This window comes from Ascidiimonas meishanensis, assembly GCF_037782385.1.
Taxonomy (GTDB): Bacteria; Bacteroidota; Bacteroidia; order Flavobacteriales; family Flavobacteriaceae; genus Ascidiimonas; species Ascidiimonas meishanensis.
Genome location: NZ_JBBEXD010000005.1, coordinates 212,451 through 236,602 on the forward strand (window position 1 = coordinate 212,451; position 24,152 = coordinate 236,602).

The 24,152-nt window shown below is 35.5% G+C and carries 18 protein-coding genes; 7 read left to right on the forward strand and 11 right to left on the reverse strand.

Annotation, left to right across the window (positions count from 1 at the left end; genetic code table 11):
* Window positions 1–151 precede the first annotated feature (151 nt).
* From WBG07_RS11220 to WBG07_RS11235, 4 genes are all read right to left on the reverse strand, one after another.
* On the reverse strand, window positions 152–562 hold the full coding sequence (locus WBG07_RS11220) for a BrxA/BrxB family bacilliredoxin (protein ID WP_340201357.1): 411 nt from the start codon (window positions 560–562) through the stop codon (window positions 152–154).
* Between the two features lie 512 nt (window positions 563–1,074).
* Window positions 1,075–1,422 (reverse strand): toxin-antitoxin system YwqK family antitoxin, encoded by a 348-nt coding sequence (locus WBG07_RS11225; protein WP_340201358.1) that lies wholly within the window; start codon window positions 1,420–1,422, stop codon window positions 1,075–1,077.
* A gap of 216 nt (window positions 1,423–1,638) precedes the next feature.
* Window positions 1,639–2,955, reverse strand: coding sequence for a RagB/SusD family nutrient uptake outer membrane protein (locus WBG07_RS11230; RefSeq protein WP_340201359.1), 1,317 nt, complete (start codon window positions 2,953–2,955; stop codon window positions 1,639–1,641).
* 11 nt (window positions 2,956–2,966) lie between these two features.
* A complete protein-coding gene (locus WBG07_RS11235) occupies window positions 2,967–5,945 on the reverse strand; it encodes a SusC/RagA family TonB-linked outer membrane protein (RefSeq protein ID WP_340201361.1) in 2,979 nt (992 codons plus the stop codon).
* Window positions 5,946–6,173: 228 nt separating this feature from the next.
* On the opposite strand from WBG07_RS11235, the gene aspS reads away from it, so the two are divergent.
* From aspS to WBG07_RS11255, 4 genes are all read left to right on the forward strand, one after another.
* Window positions 6,174–7,922 (forward strand): aspartate--tRNA ligase, encoded by a 1,749-nt coding sequence (gene aspS, locus WBG07_RS11240; RefSeq protein WP_340201362.1) that lies wholly within the window; start codon window positions 6,174–6,176, stop codon window positions 7,920–7,922.
* A 119-nt stretch (window positions 7,923–8,041) separates the two neighbouring features.
* Entirely contained in the window at window positions 8,042–9,832 is a 1,791-nt protein-coding gene (locus tag WBG07_RS11245) for a chloride channel protein (protein WP_340201364.1), read from the forward strand.
* A gap of 50 nt (window positions 9,833–9,882) precedes the next feature.
* Window positions 9,883–10,137: a hypothetical protein gene (locus tag WBG07_RS11250; protein WP_340201366.1), complete on the forward strand. Its 255-nt coding sequence runs from the start codon at window positions 9,883–9,885 to the stop codon at window positions 10,135–10,137.
* Between the two features lie 81 nt (window positions 10,138–10,218).
* On the forward strand, window positions 10,219–10,413 hold the full coding sequence (locus tag WBG07_RS11255; RefSeq protein WP_340201368.1) for a cold-shock protein: 195 nt from the start codon (window positions 10,219–10,221) through the stop codon (window positions 10,411–10,413).
* Between the two features lie 68 nt (window positions 10,414–10,481).
* Here WBG07_RS11255 and WBG07_RS11260 read toward each other — a convergent pair whose 3' ends face one another.
* The gene (locus WBG07_RS11260; protein WP_340201370.1) at window positions 10,482–10,931 is read right to left on the reverse strand and encodes a nucleoside deaminase; all 450 of its coding nucleotides are present in this window, start codon (window positions 10,929–10,931) and stop codon (window positions 10,482–10,484) included.
* Window positions 10,932–10,969: 38 nt separating this feature from the next.
* Between WBG07_RS11260 and WBG07_RS11265 the strand changes: the two genes are divergently transcribed.
* A complete protein-coding gene (locus tag WBG07_RS11265; protein ID WP_340201679.1) occupies window positions 10,970–12,742 on the forward strand; it encodes a 1-deoxy-D-xylulose-5-phosphate synthase in 1,773 nt (590 codons plus the stop codon).
* Window positions 12,743–12,797: 55 nt separating this feature from the next.
* Here the strand turns inward: WBG07_RS11265 and WBG07_RS11270 are convergent, their stop codons facing one another.
* From WBG07_RS11270 to WBG07_RS11295, 6 genes are all read right to left on the reverse strand, one after another.
* Window positions 12,798–13,505, reverse strand: a complete 708-nt coding sequence (locus WBG07_RS11270) for a hypothetical protein (protein ID WP_340201371.1) — start codon at window positions 13,503–13,505, stop codon at window positions 12,798–12,800.
* Window positions 13,502–16,969: a thrombospondin type 3 repeat-containing protein gene (locus tag WBG07_RS11275; protein WP_340201372.1), complete on the reverse strand. Its 3,468-nt coding sequence runs from the start codon at window positions 16,967–16,969 to the stop codon at window positions 13,502–13,504. Before WBG07_RS11275 ends, WBG07_RS11270 begins: the two co-directional genes overlap by 4 nt.
* Before the next feature lie 197 nt (window positions 16,970–17,166).
* Window positions 17,167–18,501 carry a deoxyguanosinetriphosphate triphosphohydrolase gene (locus WBG07_RS11280; RefSeq protein ID WP_340201373.1) on the reverse strand — a complete coding sequence of 445 codons (1,335 nt, stop codon included), beginning with the start codon at window positions 18,499–18,501 and terminating at the stop codon, window positions 17,167–17,169.
* A 136-nt stretch (window positions 18,502–18,637) separates the two neighbouring features.
* Entirely contained in the window at window positions 18,638–21,061 is a 2,424-nt protein-coding gene (locus WBG07_RS11285; RefSeq protein ID WP_340201374.1) for a ribonucleoside-diphosphate reductase subunit alpha, read from the reverse strand.
* Between the two features lie 121 nt (window positions 21,062–21,182).
* Window positions 21,183–22,166 (reverse strand): ribonucleotide-diphosphate reductase subunit beta, encoded by a 984-nt coding sequence (locus tag WBG07_RS11290; protein WP_340201376.1) that lies wholly within the window; start codon window positions 22,164–22,166, stop codon window positions 21,183–21,185.
* 452 nt (window positions 22,167–22,618) lie between these two features.
* Complete coding sequence (locus tag WBG07_RS11295; RefSeq protein WP_340201378.1) at window positions 22,619–23,188, reverse strand: DUF3109 family protein; 570 nt, start codon at window positions 23,186–23,188, stop codon at window positions 22,619–22,621.
* A 149-nt stretch (window positions 23,189–23,337) separates the two neighbouring features.
* On the opposite strand from WBG07_RS11295, the gene WBG07_RS11300 reads away from it, so the two are divergent.
* Complete coding sequence (locus tag WBG07_RS11300; RefSeq protein ID WP_340201380.1) at window positions 23,338–23,541, forward strand: hypothetical protein; 204 nt, start codon at window positions 23,338–23,340, stop codon at window positions 23,539–23,541.
* Complete coding sequence (locus WBG07_RS11305) at window positions 23,541–24,143, forward strand: FAD-dependent oxidoreductase (RefSeq protein ID WP_340201382.1); 603 nt, start codon at window positions 23,541–23,543, stop codon at window positions 24,141–24,143. The genes WBG07_RS11300 and WBG07_RS11305 overlap by 1 nt, the downstream gene beginning before the upstream one ends.
* Window positions 24,144–24,152: the final 9 nt, after the last annotated feature.

The following is a 24,152-nucleotide window of genomic DNA, read 5'->3' on the forward strand; positions in this document are numbered from 1 at the left end:
TTCTCTTGATGAAGTATTCCAAACCTTGGGTTGGTGTAAAATTTACCAGATAGAATTGCGTTTTTTGAAAACAAAGAAATGGTTAACAATCTATTGATTAATAAAAAAAACCGCCTAAGCGGTTTTCTATATATTTCAAGGAATATCTTAACTAGCAATGTTCGTTATATGCGTCTATAAGATTGTCTGAAATTAGCTCTGCTGGCCTACCTTCAATATGATGCCTTTCTAACATATGAACTAATTCTCCGTCTTTAAATAAGGCTATACAAGGAGATGAAGGAGGAAAAGGAACCATATAAGCTCTTGCTTTGTCGGTAGCTTCACGATCTACTCCTGCAAATACGGTTACTAAATTATCAGGAATTTTTGTGTTTTGTAAAGATACTCTGGCTCCTGGACGTGCGTTAGCAGCAGCACATCCACATACTGAATTAACCATCACAAGGGTGGTTCCTTCCTTACTCATTGCGGCATCTACTTCTTCCGCAGTATGGAGCTCTGTAAACCCTACCTTAGTAAGGTCTTCTCTCATAGGTTTTACTAATTCTGCTGGATACATATCTACAATTTTTATTTTTTTCTGTGGTACAAAGATACATATTTATTTATCGGTATGCGCTAAGCACATCTGCAAAGTAATTCTTATTGCATAGAATATATAGTTTTAGTTAGTTAAGATAAATACTACAATTTTTAATTTAATTAAAATGTCATTTTGCATTCATATTTATTAATTTCAAGTATAACTTTTAATTTGTTAAACATGAAAAAGCAAAATCTTAAAAAATTACAGCTTTAGAAAACAGCTATTAGTAAACTAGAAGCAGCCTGTGTTAAAGAAGGAACTTATACTCAACCAATCCAAGTCTATGAATGTTGGGAGACTGTTTTTGTAACTAGATGTAATGTAAGGTTATACTGTGAACTTTTCGATCTTGATGTGAATTAAGAGGTATGAGAGGTTAGTGGTAGAATAAATACTTAGAGCATTTTATAAGTAAACTTGTATTAATAAGAGAAAAGCCTGAAATTTCTATTTCAGGCTTTTATATAATTTTTAAGGATTAAACATTAATTAATTACGATAGATTTGGCATTATCCCATTTGGTGACGTTTACAATACGTCCTTCTGTATAGTCAACTTCACTTAGTTGTGTATCATTCCAAAAGAACCATTTGCCTACTTTCTTACCTACATTGTATTCGCCAATAGCAATTTTATCACCTTCATTGTTGTATGCAATCCACTCCCCATGGGGTTTCTCATTTTTATAAAAACCAATTTGAGCAACTTCTCCATTATCATGATAATAAGTAGCTTTCACTAGTTCTCCTTGCTTTTCCAGAACGGGTTTATTCTCCTGAGCAAATAAGGTTACTGTAAATATAAGTGCGAATATGAGGACTATCTTTTTCATGTAGTGAATATTTTAAATTAATGTTTACATAGCATTTACATTACAAAAGTACATAAATTTTACAATATTCAAACATTCAGATAACATTTAATTTACATTAAGTTAACATTAATTGCTTAATAAACTGTGATTCAACAAATTGACCTCATGTTCTAGGATTATAAAAAAAGGGCATTCTTTAAGAATGCCCTTTTATGGATATTGTTAAATGAATGATTATTGATTTTCATTTAGTGGGATAGGAAACTGTGTCCATACATCATCATCAGTTCTATCTATAGGTAGTTCACTTAATTTTTCAAATCTTCTCATATCTATCCATCGATGTCCTTCTGCGTATAAAGAGTATCTTCTTTGTATTAAGATTTCATTCACCAAATCTTCTGGTGTTACTCCTCCTGAATAATTCTGAAGGCCGGCAGCGTTACGAACGATATTTATTGCAGCAACCGCTTCATTAGGATCGCTAATATGATTAGCTTCGGCATACAATAAAATCAGTTCTTCATTTCTAATAATGGGTATAGGCGATGTGTTTGAAGTATATACAAAAACATCATAATCACCTGTCAACCCATCTAAGGTTAATGAAGAATTCCTCAAAACTACTTTTGAAAGTCTTTCGTCTCCTGTTTCTGCATCGGGCACAAAGTCTGGTTGAGCAATTCGTGCACCTGCTGTGGATGAATTTAAAGCAAAGAACATTGGATTAAACACATCGTTACCATCTGATGAGAATACATAAAATGCTCCTGTATTTAAATCGCCAGTAAGATCAAAAAATGAATCATCAAGAAAATTAGACAATGCCGAAAGATCTCCCTGATACGCCGCTATTCTTGCAGAAATTGCTTTATTAACTTCAAGAAATGAAGCGGGGGTAGAAAATCCATTAAAGCCATTTGATAATTCAAAGGGAAAAGAATCTCCTCCAGCACTTAAATTGGTAGCGCCTTCTTCTAATAAACTTCTTATAGCCGCTAGAGAAGCAGTATAATCTAAAAACGGTCCTAAATTAGCAGGATCTTCCACGTCAACACGAATACCGTTGTTATATGTAAGATTTAGATTAAGTAATAATTCATACGCTTTGATGGTTTTAGAGAAACCACGAATAGCATCTTTTTCTTCATCAGAAATAGCAGAATTAGTAATATCTACAGCCTCTAATACAACATTGGTACTTTTAACCACGTTGTAGCGGGAAGCCCATGGATTTGTAATGTAAAAGGTATTATTATCTAGAATGGCAGTACCACGTCCTAACAAATCTGAAGTAAATCTAGGGTCTGAACTTGAGAATCTGTAATATTCTCTGCCAATTACCCCTACATCGTCATAGTAAGTACCTAATCTATTTCGCATGCTCGCTTGCATTCCTCCTAATAGATCTTGAATATCACCCAAAGTTGGATTTTCTAGAATTGCTTCCAGTCCAGGACTGTTGAGGTCTGAAAACTCTTCTACTTCACACCCTGTAATACATACAGTTGCGATAAGAGCTAAAGATATATTTTTGATTGTTTTTCTCATGATTATCGCTTTTAAAAATTAACTGAAAAATGGAACATAAAACGCTTGGAAGAAGGGAATGGTGTCACTTCAACACCCGTAGAAATTCCATTTGATCCAAAATTTGACACTTCAGGATCATAACTGTTGTAGTCAAAGATATTAATCAGGTTTGTTCCTGTAAATCCTAACTTTGCTCCAGATACAAACTCTCCAAACCATTTCTCTAAAAGAGAAGAGGGTAAATTGTAATAAAAACCAAGTTCTCTCAACCTCAAGTAAGAAGCATCTTCTACAAATACAGCAGCAGAAGTTCCTAATTGACTCACTCGGTAGTCTCCATTAGGCAATGTTCCAGAAGGATCTAAGCCGGTATCGTCATAATCAGCACTTGTGCCATTAAGATCTGTCAATAAGGTAGTAAGATTTATATTATCTCCTCCTTGTTTCCAATGAAACAAGAATGAAAGCTCAAAGTCTTTGTATGCGAAGTTGTTACTAAATGTCATTTGAAAATCAGGTTCTGCATCGCCAAATTTTACTAAGCCGTCTGGGCTTATCCCTACGATTTGAGTAGCACTTTTTCCTTCTTCTATTCTAAAAGTACCTAAAGTTGCACCAAAAGCTCCTAGATTAAAAGCGGGTACATTAAGTTCTGTAATTTCAGATTGGTTTTTCCAGAAATTTACATCACTACTCCAACTAAAAGTTTCTGTGCTATAGGGAGCAAAATTAAGGCCTATTTCAAAACCGTTATTCTTAAGACTACCAGCATTCACTACTTCCGTAGTAAATCCGGATGACGGTTCATTTGCTGCATTTAATATAAGATCGTCTACTTGTTTATTGTAATAAGTAAAGCTAACACCTATTTTATTATTGAGAAAACCAGCATCAAAACCAAGTTCCAGTTCTTTTTGTCTTTCAGGGCCTAAATTTGGATTTCCTAGTACCCCTGCAAGGCTTATACCATTAGTACTTACCCCACCAATTCCCGCGATAAGAGTACTATTGAATGAAGTAAATAATTGTCCGAATGCCGGAAAGTTACCAGCTTCACCATAAGCAACCCGTAACTTTAAACGATCTATCTCCTGTAGACTCCAAAAATCAAAGTTGTGAAGGTTGGCCGCTAGAGAAGCTTTTGGATAGTAATAGAATTTGTTGGCATCTCCATTATTAGAAGACCTATCTCCTCGTAACCCCAGAGTACCAATAAGTTTATCTTGGTAGTTTACCTCTTCCTGTACAAAAAAACCAGAATCTTCTTGTCGTAACCTAAATTGAGTTGCCTGTTGTGATCCGGCTTGATCTATATTAGTTTCTGATGCAATAAGGTCTTGCGCAGTAATAAGATAAGAATTACGATTAAAATTTTCATTTGTCAAACCTGCCTGAGTACGAAAGTTTAAGTTATTATCTGTAAAATAGTTGTGAATAAGAAAGGCTGAAAAATTCAGATTTTTATTTACAGTGCTTCCTTGAACAGATACCCCATTTACTCCTCCATTAGAAGGTTTTTGAAATTGCAATTCTTTAGGAAAAATGGCAAGAGTGGTCAAATCATAACTATCTAAACCAGCACGCGCTAATAATTTAAGACTAGATTTACTATTTTTATAGATATCCCAGTCAAGTGATCCACCCATAATGATTCGGTTTACCTGTTCATTATTTGTAATCAAATCCCTTGTTTGAAGCGGATTTGATGCACCACTAGGGTTATCTGGATAATTACCATTCTCATCTGGGAATAAATCTACCCAAGGCGGTAAGCCAGTAAGTGTAACTCCAATGGTAGTTCCGGAATTATCATTATTAAAAAATCCTCGGTCAGTAGAAGAATTAATGTAATTAGTATTGAGGCTTAGTTTTAAGTTATTTGAAACCTTATGCTCCATATTAAGACGTATGGAAGTTTTTTCATATCCTGTTCTTTTTACAATACCATTTTCGTTTTTATGACTAAAGCCTGCAAAAAAGGTGGTCTTTTCACCACCACCACGAGCACTAATAGCGGTATTGCTTATGAATCCGTTTTCACCGTAAAGCTCGTCTTCATAATTTGTTAGGTTTCCAGCATCCCTCGCCGCTATGAAATCTGCTACAGCATCATCTCCAAAAGAAGCTCTAACGCGATCTTCATTATAATTTCTAAGCCCAAGAAGGTTTATGGCAGCTGTAAAACCAACAGATTGTGTAAAATCAAACTGTGTTTTACCTTGCTTTCCTTTTTTAGTAGTTATGAGTACAACCCCGGCTGCTGCTCTAGAGCCATAGATAGCCGCTGCGGAAGCACCTTTTAGTATTTCAATATTTTCAATATCATTTGGGTCTATATCCGCAATACGATTGGAAGGATTATCTTGATTGGAAGCACTACCGCCTGCAGCAGCAGCAGATACGGCGTTTAAACCAGCTGGAATAGAAGAATTATCAACATAAACTCCGTCTACAATGTAGAGCGGTTGTGAATTTCCAAAAACAGACGTAATACCTCTAAGTTTTACAGATAAACCTCCACCAGGTGCTCCAGAATTAGCACTTACGATGGCCCCAGTAAATTTTCCAGCTAAAGCTCCGTCAAGTGTTTGTGGTTGCGCAATCCCAACTAGTTTTTCTGCCGAAATGGATGAAACTGCATTGGCAGAGTTAGCTCTTTTAACGGAAGTTGCAAGACCAGTTACCACCACTTCTTCTAATCCGGTAGCGGCTTCGGATAGTGATACTGTAATATTTTGAGCAGAAGGAACTAAGATTTCTTTATCTGCAAAGCCTAGGCTTGTAAAAACAAGTGTAACCGGAAAGTTGGTAACCTCTAAACGAAAGTTACCATCAAAATCGGCTGTAGTTCCTATTGTAGTTCCTTTCACAACCACATTCGTACCAGGAATAGGCAAACCAGATTCGGCTTCTGTAACCGTTCCGGTAATTACTTCCTGTGAAAATAAGGTGAAGGAACAAAACAACATAAGAACCAACGAAGCCCTTTTAAATACATTTTGTTTCATAATAATTAAGGATTTAAATTTTTAGTTTTTGTGTGAGTTCTGGTTTGTATATTTTGTAAATTTTTTCATAAAATTAACATAATTATTAAATTAACCTTATAGATATGCTAAAATTCGCGCATTTATTATATCATACTTCTGATTTTCAATCGTTTATTTCTTTTATTTACGTGATTATTGTTCATGCTATTTCTTTAGTACCTTTGCAGCGCAAAAATAGGAATTGGTATGTATAGAAGTCATAACTGCGGGCAGCTTAGACTTGCAGATGCTGGTAAAAAGATAACCTTAGCTGGCTGGGTTCAAAAGACAAGAGATAAAGGATTTGTAATTTGGGTTGATTTAAGAGATCGCTATGGTCTTACTCAGTTAATTTTTGATGCAGAACGCACTCCAAAAGAGGTATTAGATAAGGCAGGAGCCCTTGGCAGAGAATTTGTTATTCAAGTAACTGGTGAGGTTATAGAGCGGGTTTCCAAAAATTCCAAAATTCCAACTGGGGAAATAGAAATTTTAGTAGAAAAACTAACAGTTCTTAATGAAGCGCTGATTCCACCATTTACTATTGAAGATACTACTGATGGTGGAGAAGATTTGCGAATGAAATATCGCTATCTTGACATTAGAAGAAACCCTGTTAAAGAAAGCTTATTATTCAGGCATAAAGTTTCTATGGAAGTGAGGAATTACCTTTCACAACAAGGATTTATTGAAGTAGAAACGCCTTATTTAATAAAATCAACACCAGAAGGTGCCAGAGATTTTGTGGTTCCTTCACGTATGAATGAGGGGCAGTTTTATGCACTACCACAATCTCCACAAACGTTCAAGCAGTTGTTAATGGTTGGTGGTATGGATAAGTACTTTCAGATTGTGAAATGTTTTCGTGATGAAGATTTAAGGGCAGATAGGCAGCCAGAATTTACACAAATAGATTGTGAAATGTCATTTGTAGAACAAGAAGATATATTACAAACATTTGAAGATCTTACCAAATATCTTCTAAAATCTATTAAGGGATTAGAGGTAGATGAGTTTCCGAGAATGACATATGCGGAAGCTATGAAAACCTATGGCAATGACAAGCCAGATATTCGTTTTGGGTTGAAATTTGGTGAACTTAATGAAGTTGCCCAACATAAGGACTTTGCAATTTTTAATTCGGCAGAATTAGTAGTAGGAATTGCTGTTCCTGGAGCTGCTACTTATACAAGAAAACAAATAGATGCATTGACAGATTGGGTAAAACGCCCTCAGATAGGTGCCTCAGGAATGGTGTATGTTAAATATAATGAAGATGGGAGTTTTAAATCATCAGTAGATAAATTTTATGATCAGCAGGACTTGGCAAACTGGGCGGAAGTCACTGGAGCGAATAAGGGAGATCTTATTTTAGTTCTATCAGGGTCTGTAAATAAGACCAGAACGCAGTTGAGTGCCCTTAGAATGGAGATGGCAGAGCAATTAGGTTTTAGAAATCCAGAAGAATTTGCACCGCTTTGGGTGGTAGATTTTCCATTGTTAGAATGGGATGAAGAATCAAATCGCTATCATGCAATGCATCATCCTTTTACATCTCCAAAACCAGAAGATATTGAACTTCTTGATACCAATCCTGGAAAGGTAAGAGCTAATGCTTATGACCTTGTCTTAAACGGGAATGAAATTGGAGGAGGATCTATCAGAATTCATGACAAAACTTTGCAGGCACGTATGTTTGAGCTTTTAGGCTTTACAGAACAGGAAGCAAAAGCACAATTTGGATTTCTAATGGATGCCTTTCAATATGGGGCGCCTCCACATGGAGGAGTTGCCTTTGGGTTTGACAGGTTGGTTGCCATCTTGGGAGGTCAAGAAACCATTCGCGATTATATTGCGTTTCCTAAAAATAATTCAGGACGTGATGTGATGATAGATGCGCCAGCAGTTCTTGATCAAGAGCAGTTAGATGAGTTAGGCATTGCCTTGAAGTCTTAAGAAAGATCTGTTATAGTATGATTTATCGTAAATGATATGTTGTGAGTGCTCATGGTTACTATTGATTTTTTGTTACATTAGTAGAGATAATAATGTATTCCTAAGTGATCCCATAAGTCATGCATAACATAAAAAGATCGTTGCTAACCCGGTTTCTCATTTGGAAGGCAAAGCATATATCTCATAAACAATTTGTTGCATTTCTCAGTATTTTAATAGGAATTATCTCCGGTTTTGGAGCACTACTGATTAAAAATTTAACACATCTTATTCAGCATTTGTTAGAAGGTAATCTGGTACAATATTATCACAAAGCCTTTTACTTTGTGTTTCCAGTTATTGGTTTCACGATTGTATTTCTTTTTATAAAGTATATAATCAAAGCAAGGGTAAGTCATGGTATTCCATCTACGCTGTTCGCTATTTCAAAGCGTAAAGGAATTATGAAGAGCTACCAAATGTTTGCCTCTTTAATTGCAGCACCTATTACCGTGGGTTTTGGAGGGTCTGTAGGTCTTGAAGGACCTACGGTAGCAACGGGGGCTGCCATAAGCTCCAATATTGCCCGAATGTTTCATATGAATCAAACAACCCGTACTCTTTTAATTGGTTGTGCTGCGGCTGGCGCAATGTCTTCTATTTTCAAGGCACCTGTAGCTGCGATCATATTTGCGGTAGAGGTTTTTAGTTTAGATCTTACATTGGCATCATTATTACCACTATTATTAGCTTCAGTCTCAGCAATTATTACCTCTTATTTCTTTTTTGGTTCAGATATTTTACTGCCTTTTCGTATTGAAGATAAATTTGTAATTAGTGATGTACCCTTCTATCTTATTCTAGGAGTTATAGGCGGAATTACATCCATTTATTTTACGGAAGCTTATGATAGGATACAGCGCTTATTTGATAAAATGAAATCAAAGATGAGGCGTTTGATTTTTGGGGGATTAGGCATTGGTATTCTTGTGTTCTTTATACCTCCATTGTATGGTGAAGGTTTTAATGTGATCAATAATCTGGTTCAGGGAAACCCCGAATTAGCTTTAAAAAACAATTTTTTTCAACTTGACCTTTCAAATGTGTGGGTTGTAATTGGTTTACTCGCAGGATTGGTCTTTTTTAAGGTAATAGCAAGTTGTCTTACCTTTGGTGCTGGAGGGGTAGGTGGTATTTTTGCGCCTACTTTGTTTATGGGAAGTATTATGGGTAACTGTATTGCTAAGATACTAAACAATATAGGATTAGGAGTTCAGGTTTCAGAAAGTAACTTTACCTTGGTAGGGATGGCTGGTGTGATGGCAGGGGTTTTACATGCACCATTAACGGCGATATTTTTGATTGCAGAACTTACAGGTGGTTACGAATTATTTATTCCTCTAATGATTACCGCTGCAATATCCTTTTCACTTACAAAGTATATATATCCGCATTCTGTTTACACTATGGAACTCGGTAGAAAAGGAGAACTTCTTACACATAATAAAGATCATGCAGTACTTACGCTTATGAATATTGAAAGAGTCTTGGAAACTAATTTTATTACACTATATCCAGAAATGAATTTAGGAGAAATTGTGCATAACGCAGTCGTAAAATCCAATCGTAATATTTTCCCTGTTGTTAGTAAAGAAGACCATTCTTTATTAGGAATTATATTGTTGGATGATTTAAGACCTATTATGTTTGATCGCTCATTATACAATGATCTTACAGCTCAAGATGTAATGCAGCATCCCCCTGAAATTATTGAAGCAGACAAAGATAAGATGACTCAAGTGATGAAAAAATTTCAAGACAGTAGTGCTTGGAATTTACCTGTAACTGAAAACGGAGCATATAAGGGATTTATATCTAAATCTAAATTACTTACTGTCTATAGAAGAAAGCTCATTGAAGTTACCAGATAAAATCATAACTAGTTTAAAAGTGTAACTTTACAGACTAAAAATTTTCTTGAATGAAATGGATTATTAGAATTATTTTCATCTCCATCTTATTGGCCATCTGTGTGGGCTATTATTATAAGAATTCTGGCGATCACATTTTTGGAGATCGTTTAATTGGGATTGCCATTTTAGCGTCAGCCTTTATTTTAATGCCCATATTTATTTACTATTATTCTAAGGGGAAAAATATAAAAGATTATATGTTTACTCAAGAGAATCTCAATAAAATGCATCAGAAAAACTCTGAAAAGCCTGATAATCAATAAATTTTTTACAAAAATATGTTTTTATTTTCGTGACTATTAATTATATTATATTTTTGTTTTTTAATTAATTTATTTATTACAATGACAGGTACAGTTAAATTTTTCAATGAGTCTAAAGGATATGGATTCATTACAAACGACGAAACAGGTAAAGACATTTTTGTTCACGTTTCAGGTTTAAATGGGGTAGAACTCAGAGATGGTGACAAAGTAGAATATGAAGAAGAAGAAGGAAGAAAAGGTAGGGTTGCTGCTGATGTAAGAGTAATCGATTAAATAATATTTTATTTTGATTGTCAAGCGCTAATTTGAATTAGCGCTTTTTTTATACCTTAGAATGAGGTTTAATTTAGGTTTCTTTTTTCTATAAAAAAGCGTTTTAACAAAGCACTAGATTCATTCTCCAAAACACCTCCAGAAATAATGGTTTTAGGATGTAATTTAGTTCCCATAACTCCACAGCCTCTTTGATTATCTATAGCTCCAAAAACAATTTTATGGATTTGACTCCAGTACAAAGCTCCAGCACACATCTGGCAAGGCTCTAGCGTGACATATAAAGTACAGTTCTTTAAATATTTGCCACCTAGAAAATTGGCTGCAGCAGTGATGGCTAACATTTCTGCATGTGCCGTCACATCGTTAAGAGTTTCAGTCAAATTATGCCCTCTAGCAATAATACGGTTATCAATAACAATTACAGCACCTACAGGAATTTCTCCTTTATCATATGCAGTATTAGCTTCCTGAAGTGCTTTGCGCATAAAGTAGTTGTCATCAAAAATGTTTTCCATTGAAACAAAAATACAATTTCATGGCGTACTTTTGTACGATGCCAAAAGATTTACTTTCTCAAATAAATGATCCTGCAGACTTAAGGAAAATTGATCAACGATTGCTTCCTGAGTTGGCTCGTGAATTAAGAGCGTTTATTATTGACATAGTTTCGGCTAAAGAGGGGCATCTCGGAGCAAGTCTGGGAGTTGTAGAAATCACCATTGCCTTGCATTATGTTTTTAATACTCCGGATGATTTGCTGGTATGGGATGTTGGGCATCAAGCGTATGGACACAAAATACTTACTGGAAGAAAGGATATATTTGATACGAACCGACGTCTTGATGGGATAAGTGGATTTCCCAAAAGAGGGGAAAGTGCATATGATACTTTTGGAACCGGACATAGCTCAACGGCTATATCGGCAGCATTAGGTATGGCAATTGCTTCTAATTTGAAGGGAGCACTAGAAAAACATCATATTGCAGTAGTAGGAGATGCTTCTATTGCTAGTGGAATGGCGTTTGAAGGCTTGAACCATGCAGGAGTAACTGATGCTAATTTACTGATTATTCTCAATGATAATGCGATTGGTATAGATCCAAGTGTGGGAGCACTTAAAGCATACCTTACAAATGTAAAAAATGACAAAAAATTAGCTGCTAATAATATTATTAAAGCACTAAATTTTGATTATTCGGGACCTATTGATGGGCATAATCTGGAGTTACTTTTGAAAGAGCTGGAGCGTCTTAAGAAAATTAAAGGACCTAAGTTATTGCATGTAATAACTACAAAGGGTAAGGGGCTTAAGAAGGCAGAAGAAGATCAAGTGCTTTATCACGCTCCAGGAAAATTTAATAGACATACTGGAGAACTACTTGCTAAAAGCGATGAGAATCTACCACCAAAATACCAGGATGTTTTTGGCTACACACTGGTAGAATTAGCAAGATTAAATAAAAAAATTGTGGGTATTACGCCTGCGATGCCTACCGGAAGTTCTTTAAAGTTTATGATGGAAGCTATTCCCGAAAGGGCTTTTGATGTAGGTATTGCAGAACAGCATGCAGTTACATTGGCAGCAGGTATGGCAACACAGGGTGTAATCCCTTTTTGTAATATCTATTCTACTTTTTTACAACGTGCCTATGATCAGGTAATTCATGATGTGGCCTTACAAAAGCTTCCTGTAATTTTCTGTTTAGATCGAGCCGGATTGGTAGGCGAGGATGGAGCTACCCATCACGGCGTATTTGACTTGGCTTATCTTAATTGTATTCCCAACCTCATTATTTTCGCACCAAGAAATGAAATAGAGCTTCGTAATATGATGTTTACCGCTCAGGAAAGACTTGATTTACCTATTGCGATTAGATATCCAAGAGGAAGAGGTGTAACCATAGATTGGCAAAAACCTTTTAAAAGAATAGAAATCGGCAAAGGAGTTTGCTTGAAAGAAGGTAATAGGATTGCAGTATTAAGTATTGGTAGTGTAGCAAAAAACGTAACAGCTGCTATTGAAATAATGGAAGACGCTACAAATGTGGCTCATTATGATTTGCGATTTTTAAAGCCACTGGATAAAAAATTATTACATCATATTTTCAATAAATTTTCTAAAGTAATTACCATTGAAAATGGTGTTAAAAAAGGTGGTTTTGGAGAAACCGTTGCTGCTTTTGCAGCTACTCACAATTACCATTTGGAGATTAGAATCTTAGGAATTCCTGATACTTTTATTGAGCATGGCACTATAGAACAACTTGAAAAAATTTGTTTTTTAGATCCTTCTTCTATCACCTCTGTATTACAGAATTACGTTTAAATAAAAAGCCATAACACAAAGGTTATGGCTTTTTCATTCTCATGTAAACTTACTGCTAATTCGTTTTGAATTGAAATAATTCTGAAGTGGATGTATTACCTTCAGCATCACGTGTTACTACCTGCCAGAAATAGACTGTTGATGCGGTAACATTTACATTCAAGGTAGTACCTGCTTGAGTGGCTTGTAAATTTGTTGGTGGATTTGCTGTACCAAAGAAAATATCGTATTGCGAAATATCATTATCAATATCACTTCCAGACCATCGTAAAGTAATGGAACCAGAAGAGCCATCTACAGTTTCCCCAATGTTTGGGGCTACAGCCGCCGCAGGAAATGGCGCAAAATTTTCAATAGGCTCACCTGCATTATAAAACCTAAAGGTTTCACTACGTGCAGTTTGTGAAGTACCGTTAGCTCTTGATTCAACCTGCCAAGAATATGGAGTGCCTCTAGAAATGGTAATATCGATATTTGTATTAGTAGTAGCGCTACTATTAGTTAATTGATTGGTTTCAAGATTCCTAAGAATTACACCATAAGAATCTGCATTTTGGGCAGCATTCCATCTAAAGGTAACCCTACTTTGTGAAGCTGATAGAATGGTACCTTCATTACATTCGGTATTGTTTTCTGGAAATATTAGGGTAGCCGCAGAGGGAGGGGTTACATTACCGCCACCACCTCCGTCGTCACCATCACCGCCTCCGCCACAGGCAAAAAGAAACATACAACCTATAGTTACAAGCATTAATTTTTTCATTTTCTAATAATTTTATAATTGAATTCTGAATTATTTTGAGTGACAATTTTTACTACATAAATGCCTTGCGATAAATTTGTTACAGGCACATTGATACGACTGTTACTAACTTCAAAGTCTTTAGAGATCATTCGTTGTCCGTTAATAGAGAATACTTGAATCTGAACCTGACGATCATCAAACTGCCCCATATTTATTTCCAATGAGTTCCCGGTTAATGGATTAGGGAATAATTGTATTTCATCGCTTAGGAGGAAACGTTCTGTGTAAATACCTTGGCATTCTTGATCTGTTTTTACTGTTAGTATGTTTTCAGTAAAAGGAAGATTCAATGTAATTTCACTTTCTTGCGTGGTATAACTTATATCATTTAAGGTGATATAGTAATTATCACCACCTTCTAGTGTTAAGGTTACTTTTTTGTCTGGCGCACTAAACCTTGCAAATACGGCTAGATCTTCAGGCTCCGTAATCGTAACATTAAAACATTGTTCATATCCAACTTCTCCTTCAACCGTAACGCATATTTCATAATCACCCGCTTGTAAATTGTCTTGTGTAAACGTAGTGGTGAAATTTATACTTTCATTTACGCCGTTACCTGTTATTACTGCGGTGTAATCAAGGGAAGTCTGAGCAGTAATGCTAATGCTTCCGTTGTTGCTAGATCTACAGGTTTCACTTTCTATTTTTAAGGCGAAGTTATTAGCTGGAAGCGAGAATATTTCGCAACCTGTAACATCTACTACGGTTCCTGATGCAGTATTAGGACAGAGATCGTTGTCATCTGTAACACCATCGTTATCGGCATCATCATCACATACATCTCCAATACCATCATTATCTGCGTCTGCTTGATCTGCATTTGGAGTATCTGGGCAGTTATCTGTTGCGTTTGGCACACCATCAGAATCATCATCAGCGGTAGTATCCACTTCAAAAGTTCCAGTAAAAAAACCACGACCGTAGGTGCATGCCAAAACTGTATTATCTGTTGCACGATAGTCTAGATCATTTACAGAGACATTACTCATTCCATTAAAGGAAGCTTCCCAAACAGGACTGGTATCATTGAAATTACTGGTTTTCCATACACCAAGTGCAGTACCAACCAATACTTCATTTCTACTTAATGGATTTTGAAGAATGGTAAATACTGGTAAATTAGGAAGATTTCCTTCTTTTGGGAACCAAGTGGCACCATTATCATCTGTAACCCAAATGCTAATTACCCCAAAATTATAAAAGCTAATCATAATATCATTACTGGTTTCTCCAAATTCTATATCTGAAATACTACCCACAAATTGAGGCCCTGTAATCTCGGTCCATGAAGGACTTGCCGTATTTGCATTTGCAACAGAGAATAGACGATTACTTTCTGTACCTACCAATAAGCGAGTTGAGGAAGTTTCAAAAGGAGAAACCTTCAAAGCGGTAATAAATTCTCCGTCAAGGCTAGGGTCTGTAATAAATTCTTCTACTACATTAGCTTCTCCGTTGGTTAAATTTGATAACCTTGCGATACGTTCGTTTCCTGCATCTTCTGCATTGAAGTAAAAAATATCCAAATTTGAATCTAAATCTGCAGCATTTATAAAATCACCTCCGTCTGGACTTGGTAATAGATAGGCGTCCGAAGAGGCTGTTAAAGGAAGTTCAAAAAGAAAATAATCTATAAATTGTCTACCTCCAATAAAATATTCACCTTGTTCGTCAAATTGACCATAGGTTCCATCACCACCAGAGATGTCTGTAAGCCCATTTACACCTGCATTAAGATCAACTTCTGCTAACACCCCATTATCTTGGGTTCCACCTACAAAGTCGTCACCATTACCCAAATCTTGTGAATTGATTGACCCGTTATAGAATTGGGTAACATTTAGATTTGTAATTCTCAGTTCTATATTTTGATTAGGTTCAATACCACTAGTAGCCGCATCAGCAGTATAGTAAGTACCTCCATCTGTCCCAAAAACTATTTGATTTGCGTTACCAGGTCTAAAAACAATTGCATGAATATCTGCGTGTACTAATGATACATCTAAATTAGCAAGCTGGTTATTATTAGACCATTTAGATATTTGAGCCCAACTTACTGTGTTTGCCGTTTTATTAACAACGCCCCTAAAAGTATCAATACCTCCGATGTAGAGGATATTGTCATCGGTTGGATCAACTTCTATAGGGAGGTTATAAAATGCCTGCCCTCGCGCATAGTCTGTAGCGGGGATTTGTGTATCTGCGTCATCAGGTTCTGGAAGTGGTGTTACAGTGGTAAAAGAATCTGTAGTGATAAAGAGATCTGCTTCGTTATTAACTTCTGTAGCTATGTAAAATACATCTGAACTTTGCGAAGAGACTTCAAGTTCTGTTCGTTGTGCATTGGGAACTGTGTGACGCAGGGTAAAATTGGTTCCATTAGAAGATTCATAAATACGACCTCCAGGGACGCCAAAGATATCACTAGTTGTGGCAACCCAGATGTTGTTATCAATATCCAACTCAAGATCGTTGGCATTAATATTTTGACCACTTACCGTTATGTTTATACGTTGCCAGTTGTTACCATTATTTGTAGAGCGATAAATACCCCTATCTGCTCTACCTAATACGTTGAAAGGAGGTTCATTAAAACCAGTATTTGCAAATGGACTACTTCCAACTGCAATGTACAATTCGGTAGTGGTACCTACATCTCTTGCAATAATATCGTTTACATAAAAGATACCATTAACATTTAAAACATCTCCATTTTGTGTTGATGTGCCATCTGGCCCACCAAAAATTTGTTCCCAGTTGGCACCGCCATCAGAAGATTTATATACTCCGTTACCAATAGCATCTCCCTGTACATAAGATTCACCGGAAGCTATATAAAAAGTATTTAAATCATTTGGGTCAAAAATAATTTCTTTTACTGAAATATTTTCAGGGACACCTGTAACCATAGTCCATGAAGAATTGGCATCTGTAATGTTTTGATTTACCCAAAGTCCACCAGAAACACCACCCGCAAATACACGTTGGTTTTGTGCGTCATTAGGATCAAACATAATGGCTCTAACACGACCAGCAATATTATTAGGGCCTCTTTCCACCCATGCATTATCAATAGCACCTGGAACTCTTGAAAATCTATTTTTGCCTTGATTATCTTTCAGCATTTGAGATTGTATTTTGGCAACCTCGTTATAGGTAGGATAACCTAGAGAAGGATCCATTGTTCTTTCAAAAAGCATTTCATAATAACGATTAGGAGGAAGTCTCCTTGCTTTTCGTTCTTTTTTAGATAGTTTCTTGGTTTCGCGGTAAGGGCTTTTCTCAAGAAATTTTTTATGATTCTTACGAAGTTGAGCAATATCAGAAGAATCGGACTGAATTTGATTTTTAGTAAATACTAACCATACAATACCAGCTGAAACAACCCCAAGAAGGGCTAGCAGTAATTTCTTTTTCATTTGTTTTTTTTTAATTGTCGTGCTAGAAATGAAGTAATTAATACTTTGCAATATGCTAATCATGTATTAATTGTCAATTGAAAAGGTTAAATTATTTCAACTTACGAATTCATTTAAAACAGTCGTATAAGGTACTACGAACTTACATTTTGTCAAAAAAATATCGATGAAAATAACAATTTAACAATACAAGGAGCCTATTTTATCATTTTTTTATACAATCTTGTTACTTTTCCATCGGTTAAACTTGCTACAAAACAGCAGATTTGTAAGATGGTGAGATAGACAGAATTACCTTTGTGTTGGTATTTGGAGGGCACTAGGCTCATAACTAGTTTATCATAATTATCTGCAATACCCTGTTGGGTATGTATTGCTGCATTACAGAAGACTTCTAGTAATTTATTTATAATAGCGTATCCATTAATCTCTTTTTCTACAACCTCTCTTGAGTGATAAATTTTTTCAACACTTACTTTGATTATATCATTAATCTGAGCCTTAAAAGATGATTTTTCTAGTAATGAAGTATGAAATTTATTAGCGAGAATAGCATCTTCATTTTCAATAAAAATATTTACAGCCTCATCAATTAAAGTACTAATTGCAATAGCACGTAAATAGCTGAGTCTATCTTCTGTAGTGGTTAGCATGGCATATTTTTTTGAATTAATTCTATCTTTCACTAGTTTGATGAGGTATTCTAATGCGAAAGATTCATCAATCAACCCAAGATTTATTCCATCTTCAAAATCAATTATGGTATAGCAAATGTCGTCTGCCGCCTCTACTAGAAATGCTAGGGGATGCCTTGCATAAGCGATATTTTTATGGGTTCCTGTAGGGGTAAGCCCTAATTCTTCGGCAACTTCGTTAAAGAAATTTGCATCACTTTGAAAAATTCCAAATTTTTTATCGGCTATATGGGAGGTAGGTTTCTTGGGAAGGGATACTTTTGGGTATTTAATAAACGTTCCAAGGGTAGCATAGCTTAATCTAAGACCGCCTTCTACTCCTTCACGAGTTTCTGTAAGTATTTTAAAGCCGTTAGCGTTGCCTTCAAAATCTATTAAATCTTGATATTCTATAGGTGAGAAGTATTCTTTAAATTTTTTTCCATTTCCATTTTTAAAGAAAGCGCCTATGGCTTTTTCTCCACTATGGCCAAAAGGAGGATTGCCTATATCATGCGCTAAAGCGGCAGCGGCAACAATAGCTCCAAAATCGTTAAATTGGTATCCGAATGTTTTATTTAAGTAAGGATGTTTTTCAAGTATTTTTCTGCCAGCCAATCTACCGATACTTCTACCTACTACCGATACTTCTAAACTATGGGTTAGCCTGGTATGCACAAAATCTGTTTGTGACAAAGGTATTACCTGTGTTTTATCTTGAAGACTTCTAAATGCTGCTGAGAAAATTATTCGGTCATAATCTACCTCAAATCCTAGTCGAGTTTCGTCTTGTTCTTTACGAATACGTTTGGCTTTGTCTCCATATCTTTTGAGTGAAAGTAATTGCTCCCAGTTCATTGCTTGTGTTGAAATTGAAGGGTTTTAGTGATTAATGAATACAATCTAAAATGGAATAGGTTGCATATAAAAAATGGTAAATAAAAAGGGAAGCATTACACTTCCCTTTTCTGGTTAAGTTCAAACAGATTAAAAATTAAGAACCACACATAAGACAATCATCATCCTCGCTTTGGCGAGACTTTGCTAACATTTCTTTCAACTCTTGGGGCGTCAGAGGTTCTACTGCTACTGGAGCTTCGTTAATAGTCGCTTTTGTAGCTATAATTTCCGGAACTGGTTCCGATTTTTTTGTGTTGTCTAGGGTAAATTTAATAGCATCTACCGCAGATTTGGTCCTAAGATAATACATTCCAGTCTTAAGTCCGCTCTTCCAAGCATAAAAATGCATAGAAGTTAGTTTTGCAAAGTTAGCATTTTCCATGAAAAGATTAAGCGATTGTGACTGATCAATAAAATATCCTCTATGTCTTGACATGTCAATGATGTCTTTCATACTTAATTCCCATACGGTTTTATAGATTTCTTTGAGGTCTTCAGGAATGGCATCTATATTTTGTACGGAACCATTTTCACGCATTAACTGTTGCTTTAAATCTTCGTTCCACAACCCTAGTCTTACCAGATCTTCAAGTAAAAACTGATTCACTACAATAAATTCTCCAGAAAGTACTCTTCTAGTATAAATATTAGATGTATAGGGTTCAAAGCACTCGTTATTGCCTAGGATTTGAGAGGTAGATGCAGTAGGCATCGGAGCAACTAATAGGGAGTTACGCACCCCATATTTTGCTATATTTTTACGTAATTTACCCCAATCCCAACGATCACTTAATTCTTCATCTTTTACACCCCAAAGATTGTGTTGAAACTGTCCTTGTGAAATAGGAGAGCCTTCATAGGTTTCGTAGGCACCTTCTTCTTTGGCAAGTTCCATAGATGCAGTTGCAGCTGCAAAGTACAAGGTTTCAAAAACTTCCTGATTTAATTTTTTGGCTTCATCAGAAGTAAATGGCAGGCGTAGCATAATAAACGCATCTGCTAAGCCTTGCACTCCCAATCCTATAGGGCGATGACGTAAATTAGATTTTTTAGCTTCTTTTACAGGGTAGTAGTTTCTGTCAATAACCTTGTTTAGGTTTTTCGTTACCCGTTTGGTTACTCTAAACAATTCTTTGTGGTCAAACGCATTGTTTTTTATAAACATAGGCAATGCGATAGAAGCCAGATTACATACGGCTACTTCATCTGGTGACGTGTATTCTAAAATCTCAGTACAAAGATTAGAAGATCTTATGGTACCCAGATTTTTTTGATTTGACTTTCTATTCGCAGCATCCTTGTAGAGCATATAAGGAGTACCGGTTTCTATTTGAGATTCAAGTATTTTTTCCCATAACTCTCTTGCATTAATAGTTTTTCGTCCTTTACCTGCAGATTCATATTTGTGATACATGGCTTCAAATTCATCTCCATAGGCATCAAATAATCCCGGACATTCATTAGGGCACATAAGTGTCCAAGTGCTGTCTTGCTCAACTCTTTTCATAAAAAGATCTGGAATCCACATTGCGTAGAACAAATCACGAGCACGCATTTCTTCTTTACCGTGATTTTTCTTTAAATCAAGAAAGTCAAAAATATCAGCGTGCCAAGGCTCTACATAGATAGCAAAGCTACCTTTTCGCTTTCCACCTCCTTGGTCTACGTACCTAGCTGTATCGTTAAACACCCGTAGCATTGGTACGACTCCATTAGAGGTTCCATTAGTACCACCTATGTAGGATCCTGTTGCACGTATATTGTGAATAGACAACCCAATACCACCAGCTGACTGAGAAATTTTGGCGGTTTGCTTAAGGGTGTCATAAATGCCATCTATACTGTCTTCTTTCATTGTTAATAAAAAACAAGAAGACATTTGAGGTTTTGGTGTACCTGAGTTAAAAAGTGTGGGTGTGGCATGTGTAAAAAACTTTTTAGACATCAATTCGTATGTTTCTACTACGCTATCGATATCATCAAGGTGAATACCTACAGAAACCCTCATCAACATATGCTGTGGTCGCTCTACAATCTTACCATTTAGTTTTAACAGGTAAGAACGTTCTAATGTTTTGAAACCAAAAAAGTCATAACCAAAATCACGATTATAGATAATGGTTGAATCCAGCATATCCGCATTATCCATAATTACTTTATAGACTTCATTTGAAAGTAGTGGTGCTTTTTTACCAGTTCTAGGGTTAATGTACTGATAGAGATCAGTCATTGTTTCTGAAAACGACTTTTTTGTATTTTTATGAAGGTTAGATACAGAAATTCTTGCTGCAAGCCTTGCATAATCTGGATGCGTAGTGGTCATAGTTGCAGCAATTTCGGCGGCCAGATTATCCAGTTCGGAGGTAGTAACACCATCATATAAACCTTCAATGACACGCATAGCTACTTTTACAGGATCAACCAGATTGTTTAATCCATAACAAAGTTTTCTTACCCTTGCGGTAATTTTGTCAAACATGATGGGTTCTTTACGGCCATCTCTTTTTACTACGAACATATATATTTTATTTTATGCCTAAAGGCAAAATTAGTTAGGTGTACACCTGCGAACAGCATACAGAGGTATTGTTATATTGTATAAAACCAGGCCGTTAATGCCCGTGAATAGTTCTGCTTAATTAAAAGTCAGCATCAAAACTAATTTTCTTACTGGATTCATTGTCTTTATTAAGCACTCCAGCTTTTTGGTATTCTGAAACTCTTTTCTCGAAAAAGTTTGTTTTACCTTGTAAAGAAATCATGTCCATAAAATCAAAAGGATTGGTTGAATTGTAAACCTTAGGGCATTGTAATTCTACCAGTAATCTATCTGTCACAAATTCAAGATATTGAGTCATTAATTTAGAGTTCATACCAATTAAACTAGCGGGTAATGACTCTGTAATAAACTCTCTTTCGATAGTAAGGGCATCTACTATAATTTCAGTAATACGTTCTTTAGAAACTTTATTAACAAGATGATTGTTGTGCAAGTGTACTGCAAAATCACAGTGCATTCCTTCATCCCGTGAAATCAATTCATTAGAAAAAGTAAGTCCGGGCATAAGACCTCTTTTCTTCAACCAAAAAATGGAACAGAAAGCACCAGAGAAAAATATTCCTTCTACAGCTGCAAATGCGATAAGACGCTCTGCGAAGTTTGGTGAATCAATCCATTTAAGTGCCCAATCTGCTTTCTTTTTTATTGCAGGAAAGTTTTCAATTGCTTTGAACAAAGTATTTTTTTCAACCTCATCTTTTACATAGGTATCAATGAGTAATGAGTAGGTTTCTGAATGAATATTCTCCATCATAATTTGAAAACCGTAGAAAAACTTTGCCTCAGAATATTGTACTTCATTGACAAAATTCTCGGCTAGATTTTCATTTACAATTCCATCAGATGCAGCAAAAAAAGCAAGAATATGCTTCACAAAATAACGCTCATCAACACTCATTTTGTTGTTCCAATCATTTAAATCCTGATGAAGATCAATTTCTTCAGCGGTCCAGAAACAAGCTTCCTGTTTTTTATACCATTCCCAAATATCATGGTGTTGGATTGGAAAGATTACAAAACGGTTTTCATTTTCTTGTAAAATGGGCTCAAAAGCTTCAGACATGTGTTTAAATTTTTTAAGGAATCAACAATTTTTTTTGGGATGATTCGGGTTAACAAAGATTCAAAAATGTACTCGGATTTGAAAGCTTGTTTGCTTGATAATAATACAAAGTTTTTAACATGAGTTGTTGAAATGTAAAGTGCGTAGTGATAAATATTGAGATTGTTAACTTATTGTTAAGTAGAATATTATTTTCAAAAAAGCCCTTCATACATAACGAAATGAGTACAATAAATAAACCACTCTAAAATAAGAACATAAATTCTTACAAAAATAGATTGTATATCTTGTAGAAATCTTTCAAATTCTTAATATCAGGTTTTGAAAATGTGAAAAATGGAAGAAATATGAATTTTTTGAACTGAAAATTTATTTTAACCCATAGAAAGATGACAAAATAGTAAAAACGTAATTAAGAATATTACGGTTGAACTTTTTTGAACAAAATTTATTCATCGGTTCAAATCTTTGGCCACCTCTTCAAGTTCTGCATACCATTGCTCACCAAATTTTCGTATCAATGCTTGCTTTACAAATTTGTAAACCGGTACTTGAAGCTCTTTACCTAAACTGCAGGCATCATCACAGATGTACCATCTATGATAATTTACAGCAGCAAATTCTTTATATTGTTTAACACGTACTGGGTATAGATGGCATGAAATAGGTTTTTTCCAAGAAATTAAGCCAGAGTTATATGCCTCTTCAATTCCGCAAAGTGCGGTTTGTTTCTCATCAAAAATTACATAGGCACATTCATTGCCGTTAACTAAGGGAGTTTCCCATTCTCCATCCTCACCTTTTATATAAGTGCCTTCTGTTTCTAAAACTGCAATACTTTCAGGTCTTAAAAAAGGTTTCACGGCAGCATAAATAGTATTAAGAATGGGGAGTTCACTTTCTTCAAGGGGTGCTCCTGCTTCTCCGTCTACGCAACAGGCTCCTTTACAAGCCGAAATATTACAAACAAAATCATTCTCGATGATCTCTTCTGAAACGATAGTTTTACCTAATTGAAACATTGGATAAAGGTACATTCAAAAATAGAAATCCAAAAGGCTTAACAACTTTAATTTTAGAGTTATATCGTATCTTTGCAAAGTGAAAAAGATGTTCTAAACTTTACCATGTTTTGAAAAGTAAGAGTGGTCATTAAATTAATTCAAAAGCTATGAAAATTTTTACATTGATTTTAATAATTATTGCTGTTGCCCTTATAGGATATAATGCAACAATTGTAGATTTTAGCGCTCCTTTAGAAGGAAAGAGTCAGATTGCATTAATCCTAATTGTAGCCTCCTTATGTGCTATAGTATTATTGATTATAATGACCCTATCTAAAAGGATACAAGAAAAACTAAGAAACGGTAATTAATGTTTGATGTATTAATTATTGGTGGAGGTGCTGCTGGTATGCAATGCGCATTGGTTTTAGGATCTGCAGCCAAAAAAGAGTTCGCAGCTTCAAAGGCTATGGCGATTGTGCTGCATCAAAAAACCTCACATTTGCAAACGGCTCTTTTTAATAACGTTTTAGGAATTCCAATAGGGACTACAGGAAAACAAATTTTAGAGTATGGAAAACAACAACTCACAGATCTTTACCCGGAGGTAATTAAAATAGAAAAAGAAAAGGTGCAATCAATTAGCGAAGAAGAAGCTTTTTTTAACGTTATAACCAATAAAAGTGCCTATAAATCCAAAATTGTTGTAGTCGCAGTTGGGTATACAGATCTTTTCTCAATTAAAGGACTTGAAGAATATAGGGCTCCTCATCCAATGGCACAACCTGAAAAAAACAGAATCTGGTTAAAAAATGAAAATTACATTATTAAGCCAAGACTCTACGTAGCTGGAACTCTTGCTGGGGGAAGAAGTCAGTTTGCTATTGCAGCAGGAAGTGGTGCACAAGTAGCTACGGATATTCTAACATTATGGAATAATGGAAAACACGTAAAGATTCATGACAAAATATAAGGGTTCTGA

Coding starts and splice junctions, on each gene's coding strand:
- WBG07_RS11220 (WP_340201357.1), bottom strand. CDS start 562: ATGTATCCAGCAGAATTAGTAAAACCTATGAGAGAAGACCTTACTAAG.
- WBG07_RS11225 (WP_340201358.1), bottom strand. CDS start 1,422: ATGAAAAAGATAGTCCTCATATTCGCACTTATATTTACAGTAACCTTA.
- WBG07_RS11230 (WP_340201359.1), bottom strand. CDS start 2,955: ATGAGAAAAACAATCAAAAATATATCTTTAGCTCTTATCGCAACTGTA.
- WBG07_RS11235 (WP_340201361.1), bottom strand. CDS start 5,945: ATGAAACAAAATGTATTTAAAAGGGCTTCGTTGGTTCTTATGTTGTTT.
- aspS (WP_340201362.1), top strand. CDS start 6,174: ATGTATAGAAGTCATAACTGCGGGCAGCTTAGACTTGCAGATGCTGGT.
- WBG07_RS11245 (WP_340201364.1), top strand. CDS start 8,042: ATGCATAACATAAAAAGATCGTTGCTAACCCGGTTTCTCATTTGGAAG.
- WBG07_RS11250 (WP_340201366.1), top strand. CDS start 9,883: ATGAAATGGATTATTAGAATTATTTTCATCTCCATCTTATTGGCCATC.
- WBG07_RS11255 (WP_340201368.1), top strand. CDS start 10,219: ATGACAGGTACAGTTAAATTTTTCAATGAGTCTAAAGGATATGGATTC.
- WBG07_RS11260 (WP_340201370.1), bottom strand. CDS start 10,931: ATGGAAAACATTTTTGATGACAACTACTTTATGCGCAAAGCACTTCAG.
- WBG07_RS11265 (WP_340201679.1), top strand. CDS start 10,970: ATGCCAAAAGATTTACTTTCTCAAATAAATGATCCTGCAGACTTAAGG.
- WBG07_RS11270 (WP_340201371.1), bottom strand. CDS start 13,505: ATGAAAAAATTAATGCTTGTAACTATAGGTTGTATGTTTCTTTTTGCC.
- WBG07_RS11275 (WP_340201372.1), bottom strand. CDS start 16,969: ATGAAAAAGAAATTACTGCTAGCCCTTCTTGGGGTTGTTTCAGCTGGT.
- WBG07_RS11280 (WP_340201373.1), bottom strand. CDS start 18,501: ATGAACTGGGAGCAATTACTTTCACTCAAAAGATATGGAGACAAAGCC.
- WBG07_RS11285 (WP_340201374.1), bottom strand. CDS start 21,061: ATGTTCGTAGTAAAAAGAGATGGCCGTAAAGAACCCATCATGTTTGAC.
- WBG07_RS11290 (WP_340201376.1), bottom strand. CDS start 22,166: ATGTCTGAAGCTTTTGAGCCCATTTTACAAGAAAATGAAAACCGTTTT.
- WBG07_RS11295 (WP_340201378.1), bottom strand. CDS start 23,188: ATGTTTCAATTAGGTAAAACTATCGTTTCAGAAGAGATCATCGAGAAT.
- WBG07_RS11300 (WP_340201380.1), top strand. CDS start 23,338: ATGAAAATTTTTACATTGATTTTAATAATTATTGCTGTTGCCCTTATA.
- WBG07_RS11305 (WP_340201382.1), top strand. CDS start 23,541: ATGTTTGATGTATTAATTATTGGTGGAGGTGCTGCTGGTATGCAATGC.